The 25,319-nt window shown below is 45.5% G+C and carries 32 protein-coding genes; 12 read left to right on the forward strand and 20 right to left on the reverse strand.

What is annotated here, in order from left to right; all coding sequences use genetic code 11:
- Nucleotides 1–5: 5 nt before the first annotated feature.
- The 9 genes from HTH_RS08830 to HTH_RS08860 form a co-directional block, all read right to left on the reverse strand.
- Entirely contained in the window at nucleotides 6–1,670 is a 1,665-nt protein-coding gene (locus HTH_RS08830; RefSeq protein WP_012964381.1) for a hypothetical protein, read from the reverse strand.
- 12 nt (nucleotides 1,671–1,682) lie between these two features.
- Nucleotides 1,683–3,041 carry a FlxA-like family protein gene (locus tag HTH_RS08835; protein WP_012964382.1) on the reverse strand — a complete coding sequence of 453 codons (1,359 nt, stop codon included), beginning with the start codon at nucleotides 3,039–3,041 and terminating at the stop codon, nucleotides 1,683–1,685.
- Nucleotides 3,042–3,151: 110 nt separating this feature from the next.
- A complete protein-coding gene (locus tag HTH_RS08840) occupies nucleotides 3,152–3,721 on the reverse strand; it encodes an NAD(P)H-dependent oxidoreductase (RefSeq protein ID WP_012964383.1) in 570 nt (189 codons plus the stop codon).
- A complete protein-coding gene (locus tag HTH_RS08845; protein ID WP_012964384.1) occupies nucleotides 3,693–4,292 on the reverse strand; it encodes a class I SAM-dependent methyltransferase in 600 nt (199 codons plus the stop codon). Before HTH_RS08845 ends, HTH_RS08840 begins: the two co-directional genes overlap by 29 nt.
- Entirely contained in the window at nucleotides 4,292–4,702 is a 411-nt protein-coding gene (locus HTH_RS08850; RefSeq protein WP_012964385.1) for a hypothetical protein, read from the reverse strand. Before HTH_RS08850 ends, HTH_RS08845 begins: the two co-directional genes overlap by 1 nt.
- 3 nt (nucleotides 4,703–4,705) lie before the next feature.
- The gene (locus tag HTH_RS08855) at nucleotides 4,706–4,897 is read right to left on the reverse strand and encodes a hypothetical protein (RefSeq protein WP_425480524.1); all 192 of its coding nucleotides are present in this window, start codon (nucleotides 4,895–4,897) and stop codon (nucleotides 4,706–4,708) included.
- Nucleotides 4,875–5,000 (reverse strand): hypothetical protein, encoded by a 126-nt coding sequence (locus HTH_RS10210; RefSeq protein ID WP_425480514.1) that lies wholly within the window; start codon nucleotides 4,998–5,000, stop codon nucleotides 4,875–4,877. Before HTH_RS10210 ends, HTH_RS08855 begins: the two co-directional genes overlap by 23 nt.
- Nucleotides 4,951–5,118 carry a hypothetical protein gene (locus tag HTH_RS10125; protein ID WP_012964387.1) on the reverse strand — a complete coding sequence of 56 codons (168 nt, stop codon included), beginning with the start codon at nucleotides 5,116–5,118 and terminating at the stop codon, nucleotides 4,951–4,953. The genes HTH_RS10210 and HTH_RS10125 overlap by 50 nt, the downstream gene beginning before the upstream one ends.
- The gene (locus HTH_RS08860; protein WP_012964388.1) at nucleotides 5,115–5,303 is read right to left on the reverse strand and encodes a CDGSH iron-sulfur domain-containing protein; all 189 of its coding nucleotides are present in this window, start codon (nucleotides 5,301–5,303) and stop codon (nucleotides 5,115–5,117) included. The genes HTH_RS10125 and HTH_RS08860 overlap by 4 nt, the downstream gene beginning before the upstream one ends.
- A 77-nt stretch (nucleotides 5,304–5,380) precedes the next feature.
- Between HTH_RS08860 and HTH_RS08865 the strand changes: the two genes are divergently transcribed.
- Nucleotides 5,381–5,710: a winged helix-turn-helix transcriptional regulator gene (locus HTH_RS08865; protein WP_012964389.1), complete on the forward strand. Its 330-nt coding sequence runs from the start codon at nucleotides 5,381–5,383 to the stop codon at nucleotides 5,708–5,710.
- Here the strand turns inward: HTH_RS08865 and HTH_RS08870 are convergent.
- From HTH_RS08870 to HTH_RS08880, 3 genes are read right to left on the reverse strand one after another with little or no spacing between them, the layout of a single operon-like run.
- Nucleotides 5,703–6,422: a Crp/Fnr family transcriptional regulator gene (locus tag HTH_RS08870; protein WP_012964390.1), complete on the reverse strand. Its 720-nt coding sequence runs from the start codon at nucleotides 6,420–6,422 to the stop codon at nucleotides 5,703–5,705. The two genes, HTH_RS08865 and HTH_RS08870, sit on opposite strands and share 8 nt — an antisense overlap.
- Nucleotides 6,380–7,459: an aminopeptidase gene (locus tag HTH_RS08875; RefSeq protein ID WP_012964391.1), complete on the reverse strand. Its 1,080-nt coding sequence runs from the start codon at nucleotides 7,457–7,459 to the stop codon at nucleotides 6,380–6,382. The genes HTH_RS08870 and HTH_RS08875 overlap by 43 nt, the downstream gene beginning before the upstream one ends.
- Nucleotides 7,460–7,492: 33 nt before the next feature.
- Nucleotides 7,493–9,064: an MlaD family protein gene (locus HTH_RS08880; RefSeq protein WP_012964392.1), complete on the reverse strand. Its 1,572-nt coding sequence runs from the start codon at nucleotides 9,062–9,064 to the stop codon at nucleotides 7,493–7,495.
- Between the two features lie 39 nt (nucleotides 9,065–9,103).
- Here HTH_RS08880 and HTH_RS08885 point away from each other — a divergent pair, with 39 nt between their 5' ends.
- Complete coding sequence (locus HTH_RS08885) at nucleotides 9,104–9,496, forward strand: PA2779 family protein (RefSeq protein ID WP_012964393.1); 393 nt, start codon at nucleotides 9,104–9,106, stop codon at nucleotides 9,494–9,496.
- Nucleotides 9,493–9,972: a C39 family peptidase gene (locus HTH_RS08890; RefSeq protein WP_012964394.1), complete on the forward strand. Its 480-nt coding sequence runs from the start codon at nucleotides 9,493–9,495 to the stop codon at nucleotides 9,970–9,972. The genes HTH_RS08885 and HTH_RS08890 overlap by 4 nt, the downstream gene beginning before the upstream one ends.
- Here HTH_RS08890 and purC read toward each other — a convergent pair.
- The 5 genes from purC to HTH_RS08915 all read right to left on the reverse strand — a co-directional run bounded on the left by purC (nucleotide 9,963) and on the right by HTH_RS08915 (nucleotide 15,763).
- Nucleotides 9,963–10,661: a phosphoribosylaminoimidazolesuccinocarboxamide synthase gene (gene purC, locus HTH_RS08895; protein WP_012964395.1), complete on the reverse strand. Its 699-nt coding sequence runs from the start codon at nucleotides 10,659–10,661 to the stop codon at nucleotides 9,963–9,965. The two genes, HTH_RS08890 and purC, sit on opposite strands and share 10 nt — an antisense overlap.
- Nucleotides 10,662–10,701: 40 nt before the next feature.
- On the reverse strand, nucleotides 10,702–11,949 hold the full coding sequence (locus tag HTH_RS08900; RefSeq protein ID WP_012964396.1) for an OmpP1/FadL family transporter: 1,248 nt from the start codon (nucleotides 11,947–11,949) through the stop codon (nucleotides 10,702–10,704).
- Between the two features lie 115 nt (nucleotides 11,950–12,064).
- Nucleotides 12,065–13,435 (reverse strand): RNA-guided endonuclease InsQ/TnpB family protein, encoded by a 1,371-nt coding sequence (locus HTH_RS08905; protein ID WP_012964397.1) that lies wholly within the window; start codon nucleotides 13,433–13,435, stop codon nucleotides 12,065–12,067.
- A gap of 63 nt (nucleotides 13,436–13,498) precedes the next feature.
- Nucleotides 13,499–14,233, reverse strand: coding sequence for a 6-carboxyhexanoate--CoA ligase (locus HTH_RS08910; RefSeq protein ID WP_012964398.1), 735 nt, complete (start codon nucleotides 14,231–14,233; stop codon nucleotides 13,499–13,501).
- A 12-nt stretch (nucleotides 14,234–14,245) separates the two neighbouring features.
- Complete coding sequence (locus HTH_RS08915) at nucleotides 14,246–15,763, reverse strand: YifB family Mg chelatase-like AAA ATPase (protein ID WP_012964399.1); 1,518 nt, start codon at nucleotides 15,761–15,763, stop codon at nucleotides 14,246–14,248.
- A 26-nt stretch (nucleotides 15,764–15,789) separates the two neighbouring features.
- Here HTH_RS08915 and dapF point away from each other — a divergent pair, with 26 nt between their 5' ends.
- The 9 genes from dapF to HTH_RS08960 are packed head-to-tail and all read left to right on the forward strand — an operon-like array spanning nucleotide 15,790 to nucleotide 22,363.
- A complete protein-coding gene (gene dapF / locus HTH_RS08920) occupies nucleotides 15,790–16,629 on the forward strand; it encodes a diaminopimelate epimerase (RefSeq protein ID WP_012964400.1) in 840 nt (279 codons plus the stop codon).
- 45 nt (nucleotides 16,630–16,674) lie between these two features.
- The gene (locus HTH_RS08925) at nucleotides 16,675–16,983 is read left to right on the forward strand and encodes an ArsR/SmtB family transcription factor (RefSeq protein WP_012964401.1); all 309 of its coding nucleotides are present in this window, start codon (nucleotides 16,675–16,677) and stop codon (nucleotides 16,981–16,983) included.
- A 2-nt stretch (nucleotides 16,984–16,985) separates the two neighbouring features.
- Nucleotides 16,986–17,402, forward strand: a complete 417-nt coding sequence (locus HTH_RS08930) for an arsenate reductase ArsC (protein WP_012964402.1) — start codon at nucleotides 16,986–16,988, stop codon at nucleotides 17,400–17,402.
- Nucleotide 17,403: 1 nt separating this feature from the next.
- Nucleotides 17,404–17,649 carry a thioredoxin family protein gene (locus HTH_RS08935; protein WP_012964403.1) on the forward strand — a complete coding sequence of 82 codons (246 nt, stop codon included), beginning with the start codon at nucleotides 17,404–17,406 and terminating at the stop codon, nucleotides 17,647–17,649.
- Entirely contained in the window at nucleotides 17,642–18,595 is a 954-nt protein-coding gene (locus tag HTH_RS08940) for a permease (RefSeq protein WP_012964404.1), read from the forward strand. Before HTH_RS08935 ends, HTH_RS08940 begins: the two co-directional genes overlap by 8 nt.
- Nucleotides 18,596–18,598: 3 nt before the next feature.
- The gene (locus HTH_RS08945) at nucleotides 18,599–19,906 is read left to right on the forward strand and encodes an arsenic transporter (protein ID WP_012964405.1); all 1,308 of its coding nucleotides are present in this window, start codon (nucleotides 18,599–18,601) and stop codon (nucleotides 19,904–19,906) included.
- Entirely contained in the window at nucleotides 19,903–20,112 is a 210-nt protein-coding gene (locus HTH_RS08950) for an AtpZ/AtpI family protein (protein WP_012964406.1), read from the forward strand. Before HTH_RS08945 ends, HTH_RS08950 begins: the two co-directional genes overlap by 4 nt.
- 7 nt (nucleotides 20,113–20,119) lie before the next feature.
- Nucleotides 20,120–20,761, forward strand: coding sequence for a DsrE family protein (locus HTH_RS08955; RefSeq protein ID WP_232500432.1), 642 nt, complete (start codon nucleotides 20,120–20,122; stop codon nucleotides 20,759–20,761).
- A 12-nt stretch (nucleotides 20,762–20,773) separates the two neighbouring features.
- Entirely contained in the window at nucleotides 20,774–22,363 is a 1,590-nt protein-coding gene (locus HTH_RS08960) for a hypothetical protein (protein ID WP_012964408.1), read from the forward strand.
- A gap of 14 nt (nucleotides 22,364–22,377) precedes the next feature.
- On the opposite strand, the gene HTH_RS08965 is transcribed toward HTH_RS08960, so the two are convergent.
- Genes HTH_RS08965 through HTH_RS08975 form a run of 3 tightly spaced genes read right to left on the reverse strand, consistent with a single transcriptional unit; the run spans nucleotide 22,378 to nucleotide 25,318 of the window.
- A complete protein-coding gene (locus tag HTH_RS08965; protein WP_012964409.1) occupies nucleotides 22,378–23,304 on the reverse strand; it encodes a Ppx/GppA phosphatase family protein in 927 nt (308 codons plus the stop codon).
- Complete coding sequence (locus tag HTH_RS08970; protein WP_012964410.1) at nucleotides 23,301–23,933, reverse strand: MBL fold metallo-hydrolase; 633 nt, start codon at nucleotides 23,931–23,933, stop codon at nucleotides 23,301–23,303. Before HTH_RS08970 ends, HTH_RS08965 begins: the two co-directional genes overlap by 4 nt.
- Complete coding sequence (locus tag HTH_RS08975; RefSeq protein ID WP_012964411.1) at nucleotides 23,930–25,318, reverse strand: NADH-quinone oxidoreductase subunit N; 1,389 nt, start codon at nucleotides 25,316–25,318, stop codon at nucleotides 23,930–23,932. Before HTH_RS08975 ends, HTH_RS08970 begins: the two co-directional genes overlap by 4 nt.
- Between the last annotated feature and the right edge of the window lies 1 nt (nucleotide 25,319).

The following is a 25,319-nucleotide window of genomic DNA, read 5'->3' on the forward strand; positions in this document are numbered from 1 at the left end:
TAATTTTACCTTATAAGCAGGAGGGTTTTTATGACCATCCACAGGCCGGAGGTTTTGACTCCCGTCTCTTTTAAGTTAGTCAGCTTTTCTAAGGAGTTGCCACCTGAAGATACACCAAAGGGTCTGTCAAAAACATCCCTGCCAAACTTAAAGGCTTGAGCTTTAACAATTCTTATGTACTGCTTGTCTATGCCGTAAGCACGCTCAGCAGATGGCAGGAAAAGGTCTGGCTTTACATACCCATCTGTGTCCAGATAGTTAATCAAACTGGGATTGCTCAGGATGTTGTCCTCGGGTGATAGCACAGGGGATATCTTGGTGGGGTCTTTGCTGATGCGCGAGCGCACCTCTGCGTTGCTCCTAAAGTGGTCTCCCCCGTCCGTCATGGCAAAGTAAAGCTGATACTCCCCTTTTACGAAGGCAAGGAGTCTCTCAAGAGCAGGTCCTACGTTTGCCTCGTAGCTCCTGTAGTTCCAGTCTTTTATGCTCTTTGCGGTGAGGTTATAGTCCTGCTCCATCCATCCACCAGCGCCGGGGACTTTACGCCAGTAGGTGAAGGTGCCATCCACAGTCCCGCCTATGCCTCCGTGGCAGGCTATGCAGAACTTCATCTCCTCCGCTGTCTGGGCTCTTAGCCTGCCGTTTTTGTCTTCTATAAAGCCTGCCATGAGCCAGTTTTTACTGTCATTAAAGACAAGCCCCCTGTCATAGAAGAACTTACCTTCTTCTTCCTCCTCTCCTTCATCTCTTGTGTCTGCGTAAGCTACCTTTTTCATGTATCGCATCTCCTTTATGCGCACAGACTTGTAGGATATGGTGTTTTCGGGCTCCAGGTAATAAATGGGGTGGGCAAACTCTGTGCCGGACGGGTACTGATAAACCACCACAGGAACATCCTTTGCATCACCCTCGTAATAGGAGGGCATGGTAAAGTCCCCCACCTCCGTACCTTTGCAAACCTCTCCCGGTTGGACACCCTTTACCGCACACTCCACTATAGCTAAGTTTTTCTTATAGGTGTTTATGTCTAGCTTTCCGTCCTTTTCCCTAAAGGGCTTGTCAAGCCTTATGAAGGTAGAATCTATCCGGCCGTTGGTGGGGAAAAAGCCGGGGAAGGGCTTCCACTTGAAGGCTCTCCATCCTGTGTGTTCTCCGGTAGATGGCTCTCTTACAAAGCCTTCGCTGTCTATGTTTATAAGAGCGTAGCTTCCGCTGTAGGTGTATATGGGTGGAAGGTCTGGAAAGTAGTATAGCTCTCCCTTTCCTCTGTTGGCGTAAGCCTCTGTCCAGTTGTCCTGCTTTATGTAGCTTTTTACTTCCTCATCAGAAGGCATGGGGACATCTTTCAGGGTCAGGTCCGGTCTTATTGCATTGAGCCAAGGGTTTCCTGCCTTTATGATGCTTTCGGGGAAGGAGTAGCTAAAGGTCAGGTCAAAGTCCGTCTTTTCGTTCATGTAGGGAGTATTTGCCTGCGTGTGGCACACATAGCAGGGGTTGGCTACAGCCTTTCCGTAGCGCAAAACTCCTGTGTCCGTGTAACACTCAAGGGGAATGTTGGGCTCTGGGTTGGAAAAGCTGTAGGTGTCTATCATGGTCTTTTTCTTCTCTCCGCCTCCCCCTCCTCCACACGAAAAGATAAAGATGGCAGAAAGGAGCAAATACTTTTTCATCTTTTACCTCCTTCAGAACATCCAGCCAAGGGCAAGCCTGTAAATGTTTTGCTTTTTGGCATCTTTTGGGGAGTACCTCACATAGTCCGCCTTTAGAGCCACGAGGGGGTGGGGTTTGTACGAAAGACCCAAGTTAAAAACCTGCACCTTGTGCCCTTCTGGCTTTTCAAAGCCTTCTGGCACGCTGGCGTGGGTGTTGTAGTTCTCATAAATGCCAAATAGGTAAAGCTGTTGGTCAGAAACTCTGATAAGCCTAAATATATCATAAGCCACCTGAGTGTAAAAGCCGTAAAACTTCTTGGGGAAGGTGGTGCACTCTGCTTTGTCCCCCAGCTCGGTGCAGGCGGGATTGGTGCTTATGGCTTCTGAGACTTTGTCCGCTCCTGACACGCTCCCGTAGGCTCCCACAAATCTTATGTCCCAGGGACCGTACTGCCACCAAGCGTGAGGAGAAACCAGTGTGAGAGTGCCCAGCTTTTTGCCCTCATTGTTTTGGACACCACCCACAAAGGTGCTGGCGCCCACCTTGAGATTGTAAGGGAGGTTATAGTCCAGCCTGCCTGTGAAGGCTATTTGGTCTGAGGCAGCCTTAAAGCCATTCTGCCTAAAGCCCTTGAGAAGCTCACCACTTTCCACCTTTTCCCCCGCTTCCTCGTTGGGTTTCAGCCCGTTGGTTATGTAAGCCCTGTACTCAAGGTTTGCCAGTTTTCCGTAAACTCCAAAGCCCAGCTCTCTCCAGGTGGTGGGTATGATGTTTCTCTCCAGGTAGGGTCTGTCCACGGACGGAAATGTGGGAGGCTCGTGGTACTCGTTTATTATGCCCACAGGAATAAGAAGAAGACCGCCTCTCAGTCCCAATTTTTCGTTAAAGCTGTAGTCCAGAAAGGCAAACTCTACTGCAGTTTCACCGCTTTCTTCCCCTCCCTCCACGAAGGCGTGTTCCCACTCAATTTCTGAGTTAAACTTTAGCTTTTCGTTAAAAGCGTATCCAAAGTAGAGTATTAGCCTTTTTGCATCTATAGTGTTTTTGGGTTTTTTGTCAGGGTTGTGGACAAAGTGCACCTCACCGTAGCCACCTATGGAAACACCCCTCGGATTGAAGAGAGCCTTGGAAGCTGCAGGTCCTAAACCAGAGTAAGATTTAATCTCAAGTTGAGGCATGGCAATCTCAAGCCTGAGCTTCCTTATCTCTTCCTTGAGAACTTCCGTCTCCTGCCTTGTCTCTTCGGACTTTTTCTGCTCTTCCTTTAGCTTCTGAACCTCCTGCTGGAGAAGTCTTATCTGCTCTTCTAGCTGTTTTATGCGTTCCTCCGCAGGCTGGGCAAACACCAGGCTGGAAAAAAGGGCAGACAAAAGAAAGGCACGCCTCATGATTAACCTCCTTAAACTGAGATTTAGTGTCAATAATCTTACGAGAAACTGAAATCAGATGTCAATATGATAGAAATCAGGGAAGGTGTAGGGCTACCCGCGGACGCTCTCTAAAGAGTCTTGGATAGGAGCAGTTTGACCTCTTCCAGATAGCCCTTTCTTACCTCATCCGAAACGTATGGAACCGCGTAGAAGAACTTAACCAGCGGAACTTCTATCCCACAGAACTCAAAGGTGGCTTTGAAGGTGTTTTCCAGACATCTGGCAAAGTCTTGGTAATCTTCTTCCGAGCCTCCCAGAGTGCAGAGTATCAAGGCTCTTTTGCCTTTAAGCAGTCCCACCACATCTCCGTTTTCTTCCTTGTAAGCAAAACCGTAAGAAAACACTCTGTCAATGTATCCCTTTAGGATAGCTGGGAAGCTATACCACCACATGGGGAATATAAATACCAGCGTCTTTGCTTGTCTTATGAGCTCTTGCTCCCTTTTAATGTCTTCAAAGACCTCACCTCTTTCAAACGCCAAAAAGTCCTGAGCCGAGAGGATAGGGTTAAAGCCCATGGTGTAGAGGTCTCTCACTTCAAAGGCAAGCCCTCTCTCTTTTAGGTACTCTTCTACAGTTTTTCTTATGGCAGAGTTAAAACTCTCAGGGTTAGGGTGAGCATACACCACCAGGACCATTTAGCTCCTCCTTTCCAAAGATTAAAAAGTAATGATAAGGGTAAACCTCCAGGTCTTCCACCAAAATAAAACCGTTTTCCTCCATGAGCTTTTTTGCTTCCTCTTTGGGTATCCTCTCCTCCAGGGGTGGTCCTGCAGGGGAGGGTATTGGGTGCCAATCTATAACCACTATTTTAGCGTTGGGTCTTGATATTCTTCTTACCTCCGCCAGAAACCCTGCGGGCTTTACAAGCTCGTGAAGGAGGTTTGCCATCAGGATTCTGTGCGCAACCTCGTCAGGCAGGGGTATGCAGTCTTCCTGGCACTTTATGAGCTCCATATTGGTTATGCCTTCCTCCTTAGCTCTTGAGGCGCAGACCTCCAGCATTCTCTCCTCAAGATCCACCGCGTACACCTTTTTGACCTTGCTGGCTAAAGGAATGGTAAAGTAGCCGGGTCCACAGCCCAGGTCCGCCCATACCTCTTCCTCTGATGGGTTTACTGCACTCAAAAAGACCTCTATGCTCTGCCAGCTGGACCTTTCGGGGTTTAAAAGCACTTTCCAGTTTTCCGCGGGGAATTTGAAAGCCATCAGTCTTTCTCCGGTGGACTGTAAAGAAAGCCCGTCAGACCTCCCCACACCAGGTGAAGTATGAAGGTAGACACCTGAGCGTTCAGGCTCATGGGTCTTTGGAACCACTCCGCACCTCCAAAGGCTCCCATCAGGGACACAACTATCACGAATATGTGCCAGAGAACTCCGTATATGAGCCCCTTGACAAGACCCGGACCAGGAAGCCTCTTCCAAACCACAGGAAGCACCAGAGGTATGGCAAAGAGCGTGGCGTCTATCTGGTGTTTGATGAACCAAGCGGGGTCTTTAAGTCCCGGAAAGAGACCAAAGAGCCCAAACCACTTGGCGTAAACCCCATCCAGCAAAACCATGGCGTAGCCACCCATCTGGCTGGCAAAGATAAAGCTGAGCAAATTGACTCCTCTCATGGCTTAACCCTCCTTGTTTGCTGTCCACTCCCAGTGTTCTATAGCTTCACTAACGGCTTCTAAATGCTCACTTATTGCATCGTATAACCTCTTCATGAAAAGTTCGCACCCCTCAACGGGAGCGTAAGGCACAGTATCCTGTATGTCTTTTATAAGCCCTTGCATGTCATCTTTAAGGACCTTTAGCCTTTCCACATAAGCCAGCAGTTTTTCCTTTGGTACTTCTTGCTTCATGGCTTAAACCTCCCTTAATTATCTCCTCCTGACTGCTCATGACGAAAGGTCCCCAGCGAACCACAGGCTCGCCAAGGGGTCTGGCACTTCCAAATAGGTTCACCTATGTGCATAGTTCCTATGTACCTTCTTATCCTGACGCCCGCACCGTCAATGACCTCTGCGGTGGGATAAACTTTCATACCTCTACCCTACCCTTTTCGTCATATATGTACAGCTTTCCCTCTTCTTCGTCCCTTGTCTTTTTGTGGGAGCCATCGCAGAAAGGCTTATTTTTAGAAAGTCCGCACTGGCATATAAAGTATGTTTCCTCTCCCACTTCAAGCTTGTATGGACCCTTTTCCGTATGTTTTACAAGTCTTGCCATGTTTCACCTCCTACTATGATTTTAACTCTTGGTGTTTAACTGTCAATAACTGACTTTTATGTTATATACTATACTTTATGAAACTTAATAACAGAGATTACATCTGTCCCGTGGAGGCAGTTATAGACATTCTAGGTGGCAAATGGAAGCTCCTCATACTGAGAGAGCTTATGAGTGGAACTAAGAGGTTCTCCCAGCTAAGGAGAGCTATACCCAACATAACTCAAAAGATGCTTTCAAAGCAACTCAGAGAGCTTGAGGAGCGAGGCATAGTCAAAAGGACGGTTTATCCACAGGTACCTCCTAAGGTGGAGTATTCTCTCACCCCCATAGGTAAAAAGCTGAGCAAGGTTTTTGATGCCATGCACCAGTGGGGAGCTGAATATATAAAAACTTACCTCAGATGACGAGCTTCTCCAGCTCTCTCCTCTTTAGTATCTCTATGTAGCCTCTTTCTGTATTTATGATGCCCTGCTTTTTCCACTTGCTCATAACTCTTATGGTGGTTTCTACGGTGGTGCCTGTCATCTCTGCTATATCAAGCCTCGTAAGAGGAGCTTCTATGATGATAGTATCCTCGTACTTTTTGCCTATCCTGTCAGCTATCTCCAGTATTACCTTAGCAATTCTCTCCTCCACTTTACCACCCGCTATGCTCTTTAGCGTCTCATAAGTCTGTATGAGGTTGGCGGTAGCCTCACAGGTCATCTTTATGGCTATGGCTGGGTGCTTTATGGCTAAGTTTATAAAGTCTTTGTTGGATATGTAAAGTGTCTTTGACTCGGTCATGGACTTGGCGGTATAAGTGTTTTTGGGAGCCTTTTTGCCCCACTCTATCCAGCCAAAGACATCTCCGGGATACACCAGCCTGACTATCACTATTCTCGCATCCTGAGTCTCTTTAAGTAGCTTTATGAGTCCATCTATGAGGATGTATATGCCTGGCTCTGCCTCTTCTTCAAAGAATATATACTCGTTGCGCCTGAATTCTCTGAGTTGCATGTACTTTACAGCTTCTTTGAGTTCCTCCTCTCCCAAGCCCTCAAACATGTGAACGTTTTTGAGCATTTCAAGCTTCAGGTGCATATCTTCCCTTTCTCTAAGAGCCTCTTTTGCCATCCTCTACCTCCTACTATGACTTCTGGTTCAAAAACTACATAATCCGTGTGGAAGGGCACCTTATTGGTACCCCCAAAGGTGTGGTTATCACCTATGGCTATGTGGACTGTTCCCAGTATTTTTTCCGCTTCTAACACATTGTCCGGTCTTTTTGCTCCCGGATTTGTTCCAACTCCAAACTCCGCTATGTACCTTGCTCCATCGTACTTTTTAAATATTTCTTCAAGAGTATAACGATACGGTTCAAACCCTTCTATCTCCTCCACCGCACCATCCTTGAACTTTAGACTTATAGGTCTTTCCAGCCTTCTGTCCGGACCGTAAGTTATGACTAACCTTCCGTAGGCGGAGGTTTCTACAGGTGCTACAAAGCCCTCTCCCGCAGGCAGGTTTCCAAAGTCCCCACCCCTGTGAAAGAGTCCCGTGTCCGCTATGGCTTTTCTGTCCTTTACGGAAAATTCCATACTGGTCCCCTCCGCGCCCTTTACCAGTACCCATTCGGCTTCTGTGAGTATGTCCGCCACATCCGTGCTCAGCCTGCTAACCATGCCCCAGTCCACATTCATAGGACCTGAGAACATGCTGGGTTCAAAGAGAGGCATGGAGGCGTATCTTGTGCCAAAGTGTTCTGTTAACACCTTTCTGTAAAAGGTGTGGGTGGTAGAGTAGTACGCAAAGGCTACCACTACCTGAGGAACATCCTGCGCATACTTTTTAAGTATGTTTACAACATCATACTCAGAATACTGCTCTTTGCTAATGACCTTTTCAAAAAGCCCCACATCCTTTAACGCATCTATTGCCCTATCTCCAAAGGTTATTCTCCATACCTCTTCGGGTGGTTCTGTGCCATGCACTCCTAAGGATGGGTAAAGCACATACCTTACATGAGGGGTAATCTCCTCCGCCACTTTAACAAACTCCTGAAGAAGCCTTACAAGGTAGTCCTTTTCGTCATCCACCAGCAGTAGCAGGCTTTCACCCTCTTTGAGGTTCATGTTCACCCTATAAAGCCTGTAAATATGATCTTCATACATGGTATTCACTATTAAAATTTAAGTCAATTTCTCTCAAGGCAAGGGTATTTTTACAGCGCCCAGCAGGTATTTTAGGTCGTTGTCTGTAAAGAGTAGCCCCACTCCACCAAAGGCTCCCCTGAGTTTTGAGTTCAGAAGGTCATCTCCTCCAAAACGCACATAAAGGGGTCCCTTTACTTTGTAATTGACACCCACCTGAAAGTTAGGCTTTAGGTTCTTGTCCTGAGGTCTGTCTTTCCTTCCAAAGTCCCACAGGTCCGATGTAAAGGTTATCCTGTCGCTGTATATGAGGTCCGCTCCCACACCTCCAGTGGATTCTTTGAGACCACCTCTTAGCACCAGATACTTGTCTTCAAAAAGTGGAAATATTCTTGCATACTGCAGTGTGAACTCGGGCTTGAACTCTTTTTTTACCACTGTCTGATTGGGAAGGATCTCCTCCCTGTATACCCTACCTCTGGAATCACCTACCACTTCAAGTAGATAGTACTTTTGGTTATCAGGCTGCAGGATTACGCTCAGTATTCCCTTGGAGTCTCCAGCTCTGTAGAGCTCACCTCTGAATCCTATGTAAAGGTTAGTTTTGTCTGCCACCTCTCCCGCCTTGGCAAAGGTTTTTGTAGCGGATGTGATGTTTCTGTAAAGTTCCTCATCCTTTACCAACTTTCCAAGTGTCCCTTCTCCTCTCTCTATCCTGGCGAGTATGCTCTGAAGGTCCTGAGAGCTTTTCTTAAGAGATGTGGTAAGTTCTGCAAGGTTTGAAGTAGTAGCTCTGAGGTTCTCTCTGTTTTCCGTTGCTATTGCGTTTAGATTTCTGGAAAGGTCGTTGAGGTTTTTGACCAGCTCGGGAAGGGAGGTTTTCAGGTCAGAGGTAAGGCTTCTTAAGTTCTCAAGACTTTCTTTTATATCCCCTCTGTTTTCAACCACCGCCCTGTCAAGGTCGTTGGAAAGCCTCTCTATGGAAGCTATGGTAGATGGCAGAGTCCTGCTTAGGCTCGCCACTAATATGTTGAGGTTGGCTATGGTCTGCCTGAGGTTTTCCCTGTTCTCAAGAGCCATCTTATTAAGGCTGTCTGATAGCATCTCAAGGTTCTGCACTATCCTTCTTATGTCCTCTCTGTTTTCCATCAATATAAGTTGGAAATTCTCCACCATGAGCCTTATTGACTCGGAAGCGTTGGTAAGCTCTTTGACAAGTCTGTCCGTATCAGCATAGCCGTAGGTTTTTTGTATGACTTGTCCTTCTGATAAAAGACCCGAGGAGGGATTGCCCGGGTTTATGGCTAAATATTTGTCCCCCATAAGCCCCAGAGTTCCTATCTGTGCGCTGGCATCCCTGTAAAGATTTATGCTTTTGTCTACCTCAAAAATCACCTCCACCTTTCCGTCCTTTAGCTCCACGCTCCTGACCTTGCCGCTCTTTATGCCTGCCACCCTCACCTCCGCACCCTTTGAAAGCCCTGCCACATTGTCAAAGTAAACCTTATACACCTTAACACCCGGTTTTAAAAAAGGTATCTCCCCAAAGGTGAGTATAAGGAAGGCAAAAGCAAGGGAAACGGCTATTACAAAAGTGCCTACCTTGAACTCTGTAGAAAACCTCATGCTATAATTATATAAAACTGTGCATCAGGGGGTTTTGCTATGACAAAGTATCTCAGGAAGAGGGCTCTTGTACTTGGTGTTGCCGGTGCCTTTTTCTTTATGAATTCTGTGCCTGCCATTGCAGGACTTGTGGAGTCCAAACCCTCCTCTGAGGTTATCATATCCCAGAGGGATCAGGACATGCAAAAGGTGCAAAGAGCGCTGGAGAGCAAGCTCTTGCAGGAAAAGCTAAAAGCTTACGGACTTACCAAAGAGGAAATAGAGAAAAAGCTCTCACAGCTAAGCGACGAGCAACTGCACACGCTGGCAAAGGCTTCCGATAAGGTATTGGCAGGAGGTGATGGTCTTGGTGTAGCCATAGCGGTAGTAGTTCTTCTGATACTCATCGTCATACTTCTTAAGCTCCTCAATAAAGAGATAATCATTAGGTGAGAAGAGCCTTAGCTCTTCTTCTGCCCTTTCTTCTTTCTTTAAAGCTCCTTGATGTGCCTTTTGTAAAACAAAAGGATAACTTTTGCGGTCCTGCATCCCTGAGCAGCGTTTTGGAGTACTACGGGGTTAAAAAAAGTCAGGAGGAGATAGCAAAAGCGGTATATGACCCTAAGCTCAAAGGCGCTCTTATCACAGACCTGCAAAACTACGCTCAGAGTCTTGGCTTTAAGACACAGCTTTTTACAGGAAGCCTTCAGGAAGTTAAAGGCTACATAAACAAAGGCTTTCCCGTTATACTGCTCATAGATAACGGTTTTCTCTGGGTGAGTGTGCCTCACTATGTTGTGGTTATTGGCTACGATGAGAGCCACTTTTACGCTCATACTGGCTACGAAGAGAAAAGAGCTTTCAGCTACTCAGAATTGGACAAAAAGTGGGCAAAGATGGGAAGGGTGGGGCTGGTAGTCTATCCCTGAAGCTTTTCAAGCACCTTCCTGTATCCTTCCAGAAGGTCTCCCAGGTCAAACCTAAACCTGTCCTTGTCCAGCTTTTCTCCCGTTTTGGCATCCCAGAGCCTACAAGTATCTGGTGAGACCTCGTCCACAACAGCCAAGCTACCATCTGGCAACTGACCAAACTCCAGTTTGAAGTCCACCAGAATAAGACCGTGCTGAGAGAAAAACTCTCTTAAGATTTCGTTGACCCTAAAAGTTATGTGTTTAATTTCATGTATCTGCTCTTCCTTAAGAAGTCCAAGAAGAATTATGTGATCGTAGCACACAAGAGGATCATGAAGCTCATCATTCTTATAGAAGAACTCCACCAACGGTTTTTCAAGAGGTTTCCCCTCCTCTATGCCAAGCCTTTTACAGAGACTCCCGGCAGATATGTTTCTGACAACCACCTCCAGCTCAAACCTCTTTGCTCTCCAAACGAGCATCTCCCTGCTGGAGAGCTTGCGAATAAAGTGAGTCCTTATGCCTCTTTCTTCCAGCAATTGAAAAATTAAGCTTGATATGTTATTATTAAGCTCACCTTTACCCTCTACTTCTGCCCTTTTGGTGGCGTCAAAGGCGGTGGCGGTGTCCTTAAAGTAAAGGATATATTTGTCAGGATCCTCGGTTTTGTAGACAATTTTAGCTTTCCCTTCGTAAACCTTTTCCATACAGAAATTATAAGCGGGGAGAGTTCTCCCCGCAAGGAGCTTAAAACTTCCAGTTTAGACCCAAAGATAGGGCATCCTGAGCGTTTTTACCCTGCACCACAAAGCCAAAGCCCATGTTATCTGTTGCAGTAACTGTCTTTTCAAAGGCGTGTTTGTATGCAATATCCACACTGAAAGTTTTGGTAAATTCGTATCCAAGACCCAAAGTTATGTGCTGTTCAGCAACAGCGGGAAAGCCTATGAGGTTAAAGTATGCCACATTAAAGTCGCTGAAAGGTGCAACAAAATTAGGTATGTTATTGGCATTCATAAGGTTCTTTGCCCCACCTCTGATGGGAGACTTGCCGTAGTTGTAGCCAGCTCTCAGAGCGAGTTTTTCGGTAGGTTTATACTCACCGCCTATGCCTATCACCCACTGGTCCTTCCACTGAAACTCTTTGTAGCCTTTTGCGTTTTTCCAGTTTATCCAGCGTATGTCCATACCTATCTTAAAGTTCTGCATAGGCTTTACACCCACACCAAAGGCAAACTCCTGAGGTTGAGTGAGCTTAAGGTCCTCAAACCTCCCATCACCGTTGGAGTCAAAGACTCTCTTGTACTTCATCTCCACAGGACTTTGGTAAGTAAGACCTGCAAATACAAAGTCTCCCATGTTGTAAGCAATACCTACCTGCGCTCCTATGCCGTATGTTTGGGACTGCCCACCTCCTGCATTCCAGCAGTTGGTAGTAAAAGGCTGACACATGTTAGCTCCCATATCCAAAGAGCCATAAGCTAAGTGCAAAGCACCCGACAGAGAAATGGCATCGTTTACCTTGTAAGCTAAGGCAGGTATGACCCTCATGAACTGCAGAGTTGTGTGCATGTTGGCAAGTCTTGGGTCTTTATTTCTGTAATCTACTCCCATACCTGAAACACCAAAGGCTCCTATACCGAAGGTTAGCTTGTCGTTTATCTGATGGACTATTCCCACCTCTGGCACTACAAAGACCTTTGCATCGCTGGTGGCTTCCGCTGGTGGGTTCATGGGTCCCATTGGTGTGACATTGCTCTTTCCTTTCACATGAGGCATAAACAGTATTCCACCAAAGCTGAGGTTAAAGCCTTTGTAGTAGCTCATCCAAGCGGGGTTTCTGAAGATGGTATCGGTTGGTCCTACTGGCATACCTACGCCTATACCACCCATACCTCTTGATGCGGGAGAGACCCCTATCAGATTGTCCCCGTTGGTGGCAAAGCTTACTCCTGCTACTGACAGAAGCCCTGAAATTAAGAAAAACTTCCTCATTTTACTACCTCCCTTTCAAGTCTTAACTACTTTCATTATAAAAGCAAAGCATGTTAAAACTATTCAACTTACTTATAGTGTGTTAAGTGGATGTTATATTGTGAACTACCCCACATCACAGATGCGGAGCTTCGTGATGGGTCTGGACACCTGATGTGTCCCTTACCACCACAGGCAGGTTCACACTGCCTCTACTCCTGCCCCCTATTTGACCATATAGGGAGCTAACGGAGATACTTTTGAATATCCTCACCCTTACTGGTTTAGCAACTGCAGTTATCTGGTCAAATCTTTCCAGCTTCTTGAGCATGTTCCTTACCGCATTCACATCAGCATTCAAGTACCCCCTTGAGGTTTTAAATAGTCCTCTTTTTATCCTGCCTTCGGGAGTGTAGTTTTCCTTGCAAACCCCACACTCAAGCGTGGAGTCCACTCCCGAAGTATATCTTTCATCTATGTAGCGGGCTGCTATGCCGTAAGGCTCTGCTTTGTATTCCAGATACTCCTTTACCTTACCGTGAGGTAGCAAGCTCCATATCTGGTCTGCTATTGAGTTTAGATTGCTCTCCCTGTTCTTGTTCTTTACAGAGTTTCCTATCCAGATTTCCTTAACTCTGTGTTTGATTGCAAGCTCAAGTATCAGGTTGCTAACAGTATGCGCGTAATGCCTGAGTAATCTCTTTACCTTAGTCCACAATTTGTTTATCCTCTCCTCTACTCTGTGATACGGAAGTCTCTTGTTCTTAAGGTTGTCCTTCAAGCTCTGAAGTTTGGCTATCTTCTTCAGATACTTTCTGAGCAAACTTTTGAGTCCTCTCCCATCTACTATGTATGGAGTTTTCACTCCATCTATACCTATCACCATGAAGTTTTCTGAGTTAGGGTCTATGACCATAGCTCTGTTCCCTTCCTGCTCCTTAGTTTCCTTTTCAGCGGAGTATACTATGTGAAGCTCAAACTCATTTCCTTTAGGGACTATTTGAATGTTCCTTATGAGTTCCTCTCTTAGCTCAAGTCCTGTCTCTATCCACAGGTATTTGATATGGATGTCATGTTTTTCCTTGAGAAACTTTCTAAGATCTTTAGACAGAGATAGCCTGATTTTAGTTCCCACAATTTTAAAACCTGTTCTGTCATAAGTTAGTGTTCTATGAGGTTTTGTCTTCTTTCTGAATTTGGGAGGTTTTATCTCCTGTCCTTTGAACTTCTGAGGATTTTTCAGATATTCAAACCAGTTTCTGTAAGCTCTCACGAGCTGGTCAAGGACTATCTGAGCTGAGCGGGATTGGAGGGCTTTCAGATGGATTGAAGAATTTAACTTATTATACAGGTCAAACATGTTGACTCTTGCAAGCTTATTTTTAAGCAGATAGAGAGCTTGGTTGTAGAGTCTGCCTGAGTGGTAGGTCAGATATCCCAGAGCTATTTTGTATTCTTCAGGAACATCGGTTAAGGCTATGGTGAGACATCTTAGAAGTTTTGGCATTAGAGCTACCTCTTTAGAGATTATTTTAAACTGCTTATGCAGGGTTTTAGCCCCCAAATTTTTCTATAAAAGCTGTTCTATAAGCATAACTTTCCTTTCCAAGCACTCTATAAGCTCCTGCAGGCTCTCCCTTTTGACAAAATACACTCTACCGCCTGTGGGTGTATGCTCTTCCTTCATGGGTTTTATTCTTATGTAGCCAAATTCTTTACTGGCTATGTATCCAGTGGTGTACTCAGGGTCATCGCTCCAACATATCTCCGCTATAACACCGCAATGTATATTTTTTGTAGCTATAGCGAGGGCATCTATGAGCCTCTCTAAGTAAAACTTCTTTATACCTCTTTCCCTCAGGGCTTCTTTTATAGCTGTGCGATTCCTCCAGTCTATTCTTGTAGTCCTTATACCCCTTTCCTGATCCGGTTCAAGCCTCTCCCCGCTAACTGGATCCATAAGCACAGCACCTCTCATGTTTCCACCCTTGGGGTTTGGTCCCTCTGTCAGAAGCTTTAGAGCCTTTTGAGTGATGCTCTCTTCTATGCCTATCTCTTTGAGTTTCTTTATTACAAACTCATGAGCCTGTTCTACATCTGCAAAATCATGGCTCTTTATGGGCAAGGATTTTGGTATGGTCTCAAGATTTTCAACCCTCTCAATGGTTATAACTATCTTATCGTACCTTTTTGGTCTTTTTAAAAGCTCCATCACTACCTTTTCAAGTTCGTAGTGGGGGATTACTCTTTCTGCACCCGAGACATGCATTCCATCCAGCTCAGCCCTCATCCTAACGCTACGCATAGCCTTTCTCCTTCAAATTAACAATTTATCCTCCACTCTGAACTGCAGAGCTTCAGAGATGTGATGAGCCTTTATAATCTCCTCTCCATCCAGATCCGCTATAGTCCTTGAAACCTTCAAAAGTCTTATGTAAGACCTGCCTGTTAGGTTTAGCCTTTCTATAGCCTGCCTTAAGAAGCTCTTGGCATCTTTGTCCATAGTGCAGTACTTTTCCACCTCCTTTTCCTTCATTCTCCCGTTAAAGAGCGTATGACTGCCTTTGAATCGCTCCTTTTGAATCTCAAAAGCTCTCTTTATCCTTTCCCTCACATAAGAGGAGCTTTCACCACCTTTGGCATTTAGGAGGTCTTCTTTATCTACTGGCTCTACCCATACTTTTAGGTCTATACGGTCAAGTATGGGACCTGATAGTTTGGACTGATAATTTCTTATTTGTGAAGGACTGCAAACGCAAGCTTTGTAAGGATTTCCGTAATTCCCGCAGGGGCAGGGATTTATAGCACCCACCAGAAGAAACTGAGCAGGAAATCTCACTCTTCCACCCGCTCTTGTGATGTGGACAAATCCGTCCTCCATAGGCTGTCTGAGAGCTTCAAGTGCCTTTTTGCTAAACTCTACCATCTCATCAAGGAAGAGTATCCCCCTGTGAGCCAAGCTTATCTCACCCGGAGTGGGGAAAGTCCCCCCACCTATGAGGGCTACATCTGAGGCGGTATGATGGGGTGATCTGAAGGGTCTTGTCTTTATTAAAGCGTCAGTTAAAAGTCCTGCAACGCTGTATATTCTAGTTATCTCAATGGCTTCTCCAAAAGTAAGAGGGGGCATGATGGTAATCATTCTCTTGGCAAGCATGCTTTTACCAGCTCCCGGTGGACCAATAAAAAGCAGATTGTGCATACCAGCACAGCTTATCTCTATGGCTCTTTTGGCGAGCGCCTGCCCATAAACATCGCTAAGGTCTATATCAAAGTTCTCACTGTCTTTTAAAAGCTCCTCTATGCAAACTTTTACGGGATCTTTCTGTTTTATACCTTTCAGATGCTCCACCAGTTCACTTACACTGCTAAAGCCGTAAACTTCCACACCCTCCACTATACCACCTTCAAAGGCGTTGGCTTCAGGCACAAAAAACTTCCTGTAACCTTCTTCTTTTAAAGACAGCACTATGGGCAGAACACCCATCACTTTATTTATCTTTCCATCAAGGGAAAGCTCACCCAACACCACCACATCTTGAGGTACATCTAAAATGCCTGACGTCTGAAGTATGCCTACAGCTATGGGAAGGTCATAAAGAGTCCCCTGCTTTTTAACATGCGAAGGTGAAAGATTGACAGTTATCTTTTTAGTAGGTATAGAAAAGCCTGAGTTTTTTAGAGCTGACTTTACTCTGTCCTTTGCCTCATTTATAGCCTTGTCAGGCAGACCCACTATGTTAAACACGGGAAGTCCCGGCGATACATCCACCTCCACATCCACCTCAAAGCCATCTATACCCAACACTCCACCGCTCTTTACCCTACAAAACATAGCTTTATTTAGTTTAAAATATCCGTATGAGGTTCGTAAAGCTTCACGGTTCAGGAAACGACTTTGTGGTTTTTGACAACAGAGAAGGGGAAGTTTATCAGTTTATAAAAAGTGTAAACATCACTTTGAAGGACTTTGTGATAAAGGTATGCGCTCCACACACGGGCGTTGGGGCAGATGGGGTTATACTCATAGAGCATCCGGATGATCCCCAAAACGACTTTAAGTGGCAGTTTTTTAACTCGGATGGGTCAGTAGCAGGTATGTGTGGGAATGGATCAAGGTGTGCAGTGCGCTTTGCTTACGAAAACGGTATAGCTGGGGAATATGTACGGTTTGAAACGCTGGTGGGTGTTATTCAGGCACAGGTTCTGGAAGAGGGAAAGAGGGTTAAAGTGCTTCTTACAGAGCCCCACAGCTACAGAGAGATGCAGATAAAGGTAAACGGCACTGAAATAAGCGGTAGCTTTATAAACACTGGGGTGCCTCATTTTGTGATGTTGGTAGATGACCTTGAAAACTTTGATGTTTTCACCTACGGAAGAGCTATAAGGTTTCACGAGGCTTTTTCTCCCGGCGGTACAAATGTCAACTTTGTAAAGACGCTTTCAGATGGTAGTATAAGCGTAAGAACATACGAGAGAGGTGTGGAAAACGAGACACTGGCGTGTGGTACAGGTGCCACCGCATCCGCTATAGTGGCATACCAAAAGGGACTTGTAAAGAAAAAGCCCGTGGAGGTAAAGACCAGAGGAGGAGAGACTCTCAGGATAGACTTTGACAGCCAGCTAAAGAAGGTTTTCTTAGAGGGTAGTGTGTACAAGGTTTTTGACGGCTTTCTTCACAAGGAGGCTCTATATTATTGATTTTTATCATATCACATAAAAGTTTTTTTATGTATAATCTTCCCCATGAAGGAGCAAGACCTCTTGAAAGTCTTTTACGCTCTCTCCGACTCTGTTAGACTTGGTATTGTGAGGAGTCTCCTTGAGTGTGAGGAGCTCTGCGTCTGTCAGATAACACAAGCTTTTGGACTATCTCAGCCTAATGCATCCTTTCACCTGAGGGTACTCAGGGAAGCCAACTTAGTCCTCTGGGAAAAGAGAGGAAAGTGGACCTACTACAAGATAAATCACCACAACCAGGTGCTGGCTCAGCTAAGACCCCTCATAGAAAGCCTTGACACCTTCAGCAGTTTATATACAGCTTGTGAGGCTTAGCCATGAGGATAGGTTTTATATGCACAGGAAACTCAGCAAGGAGCCAGATGGCGGAAGGATACGCCAAATACTTTACCAAGTTGTACGGTAAGGACGTAGAGATTTACTCAGCGGGTTCAAACCCTGCGGACCGGGTTAACCCCCTTGCCATAGAAGTTATGAAGGAAGAGGGTATAGACATATCCTTAAATTATCCCAAACCCATAGAAGACATACCCTACCAGCAGCTGGACATAGTTATAACCCTGTGTGGCGATGCGGCAGAGACCTGTCCTGCGGTGGTGGGAGCTCGCACAGAACACTGGAACCTCCCGGACCCTGCAAAGGTAGAAGGTTCCCATGAGGAGAAACTGGAATTTTTCAGACGCATCAGAGATGAGATAAAGCTAAGGGTAGAAAAGCTTATAAAGGAGTTATGAGATGAAAGAGATAAAGGTGATAAGCACCTCTGAGTGCGCTAACTGTCAGCTCCTTTACAACGCGGTGCTTACCATAGTAAAAGTCAAGGGAATAGATGCAAAAGTGGAAAAGGTGATAGATGTAAAAGAAGTGGTCAAGTACGGTGTAATGACTACGCCTCTCTTGGTGGTAAACGGAGTTCTAAAACACGTAGGCACACCTATACCTTCACCTCAAAAGTTAGAGGAGCTTTTGAGCGATGTTTGAGATTTACAAGAGTTTAGCAGACTACTTAGTGTATCAAGTTCTTCATCTTCCTCCTAACCAACAGTTGGCGCTCGCTTTTCACTTTTTTATCTACGATACTCTCAAGATCTTCACTCTTTTGACATTGGTTATCTTTTTAATCTCCTTGGTAAGGAGCTACTTTCCAATAGAAAAGACAAGGCACATCCTCTCAAAGCACAGGGTCGTAGCTCTTCCACTTGCTGCTCTTCTTGGTGTAGTCACCCCTTTCTGCTCCTGCTCTGCTGTTCCTATGTTTATAGGTTTTGTGGAGGCAGGCATACCCCTCAGTGCTGCCTTTACCTTTCTGGTCGCCTCCCCGATGGTCAATGAAGTAGCTTTGGGTCTTCTCATTTCCGTGTTTGGTTTTAAGGTGGCTGCAGCTTACCTGACCTTTGGGATAGCTGTCGCCATGCTCTCCGGCTTTTTAATAGGTAAGCTAAAGCCTGAAAATCTTGTGGAAGATTACATTTTTCAGCTCAAGGTAGGAGAAACTAAGGAAAGGGAACTAACCCTAAAAGAGAGGCTAAACTATGCTGCAGAAAATGTAAAGGCTATAATGAGCAAAATCTGGTTGTACATAACGGTGGCTATCTTCATAGGAGGATTTATACATGGCTATGTACCTGAAAACTTTGTGGAGGGTGTGGTAAAAGGTGCCAGCTTTCTGAGTGTGCCTCTGGCGGTAGCTATAGGTATACCCCTCTACTCTAATTCAGCAGGCATTTTACCTGTTATACAAGCCCTCATATCAAAAGGTGTCCCCTTAGGTACAGCTCTGGCTTTTATGATGGCAACCACAGCGCTATCTCTGCCTGAATTTATGATACTCAAGCAGGTAATGAAGCCCAAGCTCATAGCCATGTTTGCTATCATAGTAGCAACATCCATAGTGATGGCAGGCTACCTTTTTAACCTGCTCTTTTAAGTTATGGAAAAGTTCTTGGCAGTAACCATATTCATCCTTTCGCTGGCTTTTGTTATAACTAAACCTAAAGGGATAGGTATAGGCTGGTCCGCGTGGGCTGGTGCCATTGCTTGCCTTCTTCTGGGTATTGTGTCTATTGGAGATGTCCTGTATATTGCAAGCCTGGTGTGGGATGCTACCCTAGCTTTTGTGTTTCTTGTGCTTATCTCCATAATCTTAGATAAAGCCGGATTTTTTGAATGGACAGCTCTAAAGGCAATAGGCTACGCTAAGGGGAACGGGCTTTTGCTTTTTGTATTCTTGATGCTCTTAGGAGCTTTTATCTCCGCCGTTTTTGCCAACGACGGAGCTGCTTTAATGCTTACCCCCATCATCTACTCAAAGATAAGGCATCTAAAACTTCCTCAAAGGATGGTGCTTCCCTACATTATGGGAAGCGGTTTTATATCGGATAGCGCAAGCCTGCCCCTCGTTATCTCCAATTTAACTAATATAATAACCGCCCACTTTTTTAATATGGACTTTTGGCATTACGCCCTTTTGATGTTTTTACCTAACTTGGTCTCCATCTTGACAAGTATATTAGTCCTTTATGTCTACTATAGAAAAGATATGATAAAGAGGTACGACACAGATGTGCTTGAAGACCTCCCCCCAAAGTATGCGCTAAAGGACCCCTTTATCTTTAAGGTAGGTTGGTTTGTTATAATCGCTCTTGGTATTGCCTTTTTGGCGTTGGAGTTATACCATATGGCTAAACTTCCTTACTCTGCTATTCTTGGAGCTGGTGCGCTAATTCTGTCTTTGGCATCAATCAGACATCGTGTAGTGAAGATAGAGGAAGTCATAAGGTTTACACCCTGGAGCATAGTCTTTTTCTCTGTAGGTATGTATGCTGTAGTTTACAGCCTGAAGAAGGTAAACATAACTAACTTTATAACGCATGTGGTATCTTACCTGTATCGTGTTGGAGAGTTCTATGCTCTTTTGGGTACCGGTCTTTTGTCCGCCTTTATGTCCGCAGTTATGAACAATCTGCCCACCGTTATGTTAGTGAACATATCTATACAAGATGCGCATCTTCCAGAGAGATTTACACAATTTCTTGCCCTTGCCAACTTAGTAGGTACCAACATAGGACCAAAACTCACACCCATAGGCTCTTTGGCTACCCTCCTTTGGCTACATGTTTTGGAACACAAAGGCATAAAGATCACTTGGGGTTATTACATAAAAGCGGGTTTTGTTTTGACACTTCCCGTACTACTTGCGGTGCTTTTAACTCTGTGCTTTATTTATTACCTAGTATGAAAGGCAGAGACTTTCTGGCTCTCACTGTGGGTTTTAATCTCTTGGGAGGTATATTAGCAGGTCTTTTGGTGGGCTATGCCTTTGATAGGTGGTTCATGGAAGGTCTTTTCAAAGTAAAGAGTTTTCCTTTTGGTCTGTTTTTTTTCTTCTTTATTGGCATAGTTTCAGGCTTTTGGAATGCATACAGGGACCTGAGAAGATTGTAATGTCATTTTGACAAAGCTTTGTCTCTTTGGCATAGGTGCAGAGTCCAGCAACACAAAGCTATGGATTGAAGTTCAAGGTTTTGGTGTGACAGCCTTTTTTGGCATGCTCCTTGCAAATAAAGATGGCAAGGAGGTGGATTTTATGAACAGGAGAAGCTTCTTTAAAGCGCTGACTTTGCTGGGTTCTATGCCTGTGCTGAGCAGAGTAGTTAGCGCTGCACCTGTTAAAGTGAGTCTCAGCGATATAAAAAAGGAAACACCTGTAGCGGTTGTTTACCACTGCGATTTTCCTCAGGAGGCGCGCTTTAAGACTATGCTCACCAACATAGGAAATCACCTTTCTGTATACGATAACGATCCCTTTAAGATAAAGATAGTAGTTGTAGCTCACGGTCCTGGGGTAAAGTTCTTCATGAAAGACCTTTCGGGAAGCCCGTGGGAGAACGAGCCTATAAATATCTCCGAGCTGGAAAGGAGAGAAAAAGACCTCACTTTGTACGGCGTTGAGTACTACATATGCAACATAACCTTGAACAGGCTGAGGTTAGACCCCAATAAGCTCCACGACTTTACCAAGATAGTACCCTCTGGCGTGGGTGCCATAGGAGACCTTCAGTCAAAAGGTTTTGGCTACATAAAAGTTCAGTAAAGGAGGGAATGCATGCGAAAAGGGATGCTACTAGGCTCTGGCTTTTTAGCTCTGTCTTTGCTCTCACCAGAGGTGGCACACGCCATAAGACTCTCGGGTCCTGCGGAGGAGCAGTACCTTGACATTAACTTCCTTATGCAGTTGTGGTTCAGACATCAGGACATAAGCTCTCAAAACAGGCCCAACTTCGTAAACGCCAGCGACAGGGACGATGTGTTCTTCAGAAGGATAAGGCTCAGGTTTTTTGGAAGCGCTTCATCATGGTTTAAGTTCAATCTGGTTCTGAGGGACAACGACTTTGGCAGAGACCCTTACGATGCACCTTTTGGTGGACAGCCAACACACGCAAAGAGGCAGAGCAACAGAAACACAGGATACATACACGAGTTTGACGCAATTCTTGCTCCCAGCGCCATGGTGGATACAAAAGGTTTAACCATAGACCTGCATCTGGGATACCCAAGAGTACCTTTGGGGAGGGAGCAGTTTCAGAGAGCTTACGACAACATGGACCTGGACAGGACTAACGCCACCTTAAGGTGGACACACTTAGCTATAGGAGATGTAACGGGAAGGGCTTTTGGTGGCTATGCTCACATAAGGGGTTCTAACAAAGGAACTGGGTACTCCAAGATAACCCTTGATGGTTTTGTGGGTGTGTTTGGAGGCTTTAAGAATGTGAAAAACCCCTGGGATGAATCTGTGGTGGGAGTTGGCAGTTCTACGCCTCTCTGCGGATACACTTCACCCAATCCTGCCATAGCTACCTGCCTCTCTAAGGCAAGGGGGAACGCTTCCAACAACTTCCTGTACACCTTCAGGGGAACCATCCAGCTGGGTGAGCCAGAAGGTAAACCCGTAATATACAACTGGCTCTATAGGGACACGTACATAGGTAAAAGAAAGGGTATTACCATAGGAGTATCTTATGCCTTCCAGAACAAGATAAACCAGCACATCATCACAGATACTCAGGGTATATCACCGGGGTTTCTTGGCAGTGGTGCGCCCTTTAACGGTGCTGGAACTGTGAATGTGAGAATTCCCTACATGCTACTTCCCAACCCTATAGGTGTGAACAGCACAGCGGTAGCAAACCAGCTTCTGGACAACAAGGTGGATATGAAGTTTTACGGTGTTGACTTGGCATGGCATCATGGACCTTTATCCTTTGTGGCTGAAGCGGGTCAGGTGAAGTTTAACAACCTCCTGCTTGTTGACGGCGCCAACAATCTCTATCCGGGAAGGAGTATAAAGAATGACTTCTGGCTTGCCAAGGTGGGATATGTAATAAATCCCAAGTCTGTGCACAAGTTTGAGCCTTATGTGAGCTACTCGGAGTACAAGCCACAGATAGTGATGGTAGGCACCGGCGCCAACGCAAGGCTTTACGGGGATGCTACGGATTTTGTGGGTGCTAATCAGCTGACGGCTGGTCAAGACAGGTCAAGCCTTGGCAAAGTAAAACAGATAGGTATAGGAGTCAATTACTACTATAAGAGTGAAAACTTCAGATGGACCATAGAGTACACCAAGTTTGATGAGCAGAGGAACAAGATTAACAACGATGCGCTGACGGTACAGTTTCAGTGGATCTTTTAAATGCTGTCAAGCCCCTACTCACCTCCCTTTTCTTCCTTTTTTCTTTTTAGATACTCGCTCACTATTATGCCTTCCTTTAGTCCCCAGTCGCTTACCAGTATTTCCTTCTTGCCAAAGATTACCATGGTTCTGTAGAATATGAGTATCCCCGGAATTATCACCTTAGCCCTTTTGGGTTCTATCTGAGGGAAACTCTTTATCCTCTGCTCTTCCTTCATACTGCTTAGAGTCTCAAGCCAAAACATAACGCTGTCAAGGCTTAAGGTCCTTCCGTGTACTGCGCTGGGGTCATAGGGAAACACTCCGTACTCAAGAGCTGCCAGCGTGGTTATGGTGCCTCCCAACCCTACAAGGATATCGCACTCATCCTTTATCCTGAGCATCTCCTCATCAAGGAAGTTTTTAAGAGATTCAAGCTCGTAAACAAGAGGAGGGTCGTTATGCAAAAACTCCTCCGTAAGATTTACAATGCCAAAGGGTAAGGAGACTATCCTGTCCGGGTTAAAACCTCTGCCACAGGCATACTCTGTGGAACCTCCACCCTGGTCCACTATGCAAAACCTGCCCTCTGGCTTTAAAGAGTATGCCACCGCAAGGAAGGAGTACCTGCCCTCCTCCTGCGGAGTTATCACTCTTATGTCAAGTCCGGTGCGCTCTTTCACCATACCGAGAAAATCCTGCGCATTCTTGGCTTTCCTGAGAGCCTGCGTGCCTACCGCCACAACCGCGTCAGCCTTAAACTCCCTCACTCTTTTTAAATACTCTTCCAGAACCCTTAGGGTTTCTTCCATTCTGTCTTTTTGAAGAAAGCCCGAATCCTTCAGTCCTGAGCTGAGGGATGTTATGTTGCCTTCCTGATATATGTGAGTGAGTCCGTTTTCTATGTCCGCAATGCTAAGCCGGCAGGAGTAGGAGCCTATATCTATAACCGCTATTCTCATAACAGACTTCTCAGATAAGGATTAAACACTCTCTCATGTCCTATGGTAGTCTCTTCGTAGTGTCCGCATATAACAAGAGTATCATCTGGTAGCTCTTTAAACACTCTTGCTAAGGATTTTTTGAGGTCCTCTAAGTTGCCTCCCGGTAGGTCCCACCTTCCCACACTTCCCTTAAAGAGAAGGTCCCCCGCTATCAAAACTCCGTGGTCTTTCATATAAAGACAGCAGAGTCCGGGTGTGTGTCCGGGTGTGTAAAGTACTTCTAAGCTGATGCTACCTACCTTTATCTCACTACCATCCTCCAAAAACTCATCAGGTTCAGGGCAGGGCAGAGCGCACCCAATTTGTTTTTCAAACCCGGGCCAGATGGGGTCGTTTATAAGGAAGAGGTCGCTCCTGTGCATGTAGAAAGGTACTCTGTACTTTTCTTTCAAGGTCTTTACCTGTCCCACATGGTCTATATGTCCGTGGGTGCAGATGATGGCTTGCAGCTCAAAACCATCCATAGCTTCCTCTATCCTCTCCGCGTCCGCACCTGGGTCTATAACCACCGCTTTCCCCTCCTCCTCGTCAAGTATAACTGAGCAGTTGACAGACAGGATTCCCACAGGGATCACCTTGAGCATCATAGCGCGTTAAAGATAAGGTCGTAAAGCACACTTGGGAAAATGCCAAAAAGCACCACCAAAACTGCGCACAGCATTATAACAAAAGCTTCACCTGCGGATAGCTTAACCTTTTGCCACCTTCTCTCTTCGCCTTCTAAAAACATGTAAACTATCACCTTAAGGTAGTATCCCGCAGATATTATACTTGCCACCACAAAGAGAAGCGCTAAAGGCAAGAGCCCCACCTTGGCAAGACCGGCAAATATGCCCAGCTTACCTATGAATAGAGCCATAGGGGGTATGCCAATGAGAGCAAAGAGAAATAAAGATAAGACCACAGCCGGAAGGGTATCGTGTCTTCCCAGTCCTCTGTAGTCCATAAAGTGATGGGTAAAGCTCTCTCTCTTTTCAAGGACTGCAAGAACTATAAAGGAGCCTAAGGTGGCAAAGGCGTAAACGGAAAGGTAAAAGAGCATGGCGGAAGAGAGAATTTTGTCCCACACCACTATGCCCAACAGAAAGTATCCTGCGTGCGCTATGGAAGAGTATGCTAAAAGTCTCTTTACAGATTTTTGAGCGTAAGCCACAAAACTGGCATAAAACATGGAAAGGATTGAGAGCAGTGCCACCAAAAGCATCCACTCCTTGACCTGAGAAAAGAGAGCAGACATTTTTACAAGTAGGAAGTATAGAGCTATCTTGGGTGCGGTGGATATGTAAGCGGTTATGGGAGTAGGAGCTCCTTCGTAAGCGTCAGGCGTCCAGAAATGGAAAGGTACAGCGGACACCTTGAGAGCAAGAGCTGACAGTATCAGGAACATTCCCAGAAGAAATAGCGTGTTGCTATCAGAGTATGGTTTTAAAAAGAGGCTCCCTACAGAAGCATAGTAAAAAGCACTTCCAAGAGCTAGCGTAGCAGTCCCGGTGCTCCCCATCACCAAATACTTGTAAGCTCCCTCCTTTGAAGGATAATCCCGTCTGAAGTTTCCTATTAGCACATACATGGTTATGGAAGAAAGCTCAAGAGCAAGAAAGAGCAGAGCCAAGTTGGAGGAAGATAGAAGTATGGAAAGCCCTAAGGAAGATGTAAGAACAAGATACGAAAGCTCTCCGTAGTCTGCCTCTTTTTTAAGGAAGTAATCGTAGGATGCCAGCAAGCTGAGAGAAGTAATAGCATACAAAAGCCCTTTACCTATCAAATTGTGGGTATCAACATAGAAAACATCCAAGAGAGTTTTGGAGGGAACATGCACAAAGAACAAAGAAAGCAGTGCAAAGAGCGGTACAAGTCCTGCAAGTAAAGTCAAAAACTTATAATACTTCCTGCTCAGAAAAAGCTCAAGTAAAAAAACTAAAAGGATACCTAAGGATAGCATAAGTTCAGGAAGAAGAGCATTCCAACTCACC

It is taken from the genome of Hydrogenobacter thermophilus TK-6 (assembly GCF_000010785.1).
Taxonomy (GTDB): Bacteria; Aquificota; Aquificia; order Aquificales; family Aquificaceae; genus Hydrogenobacter; species Hydrogenobacter thermophilus.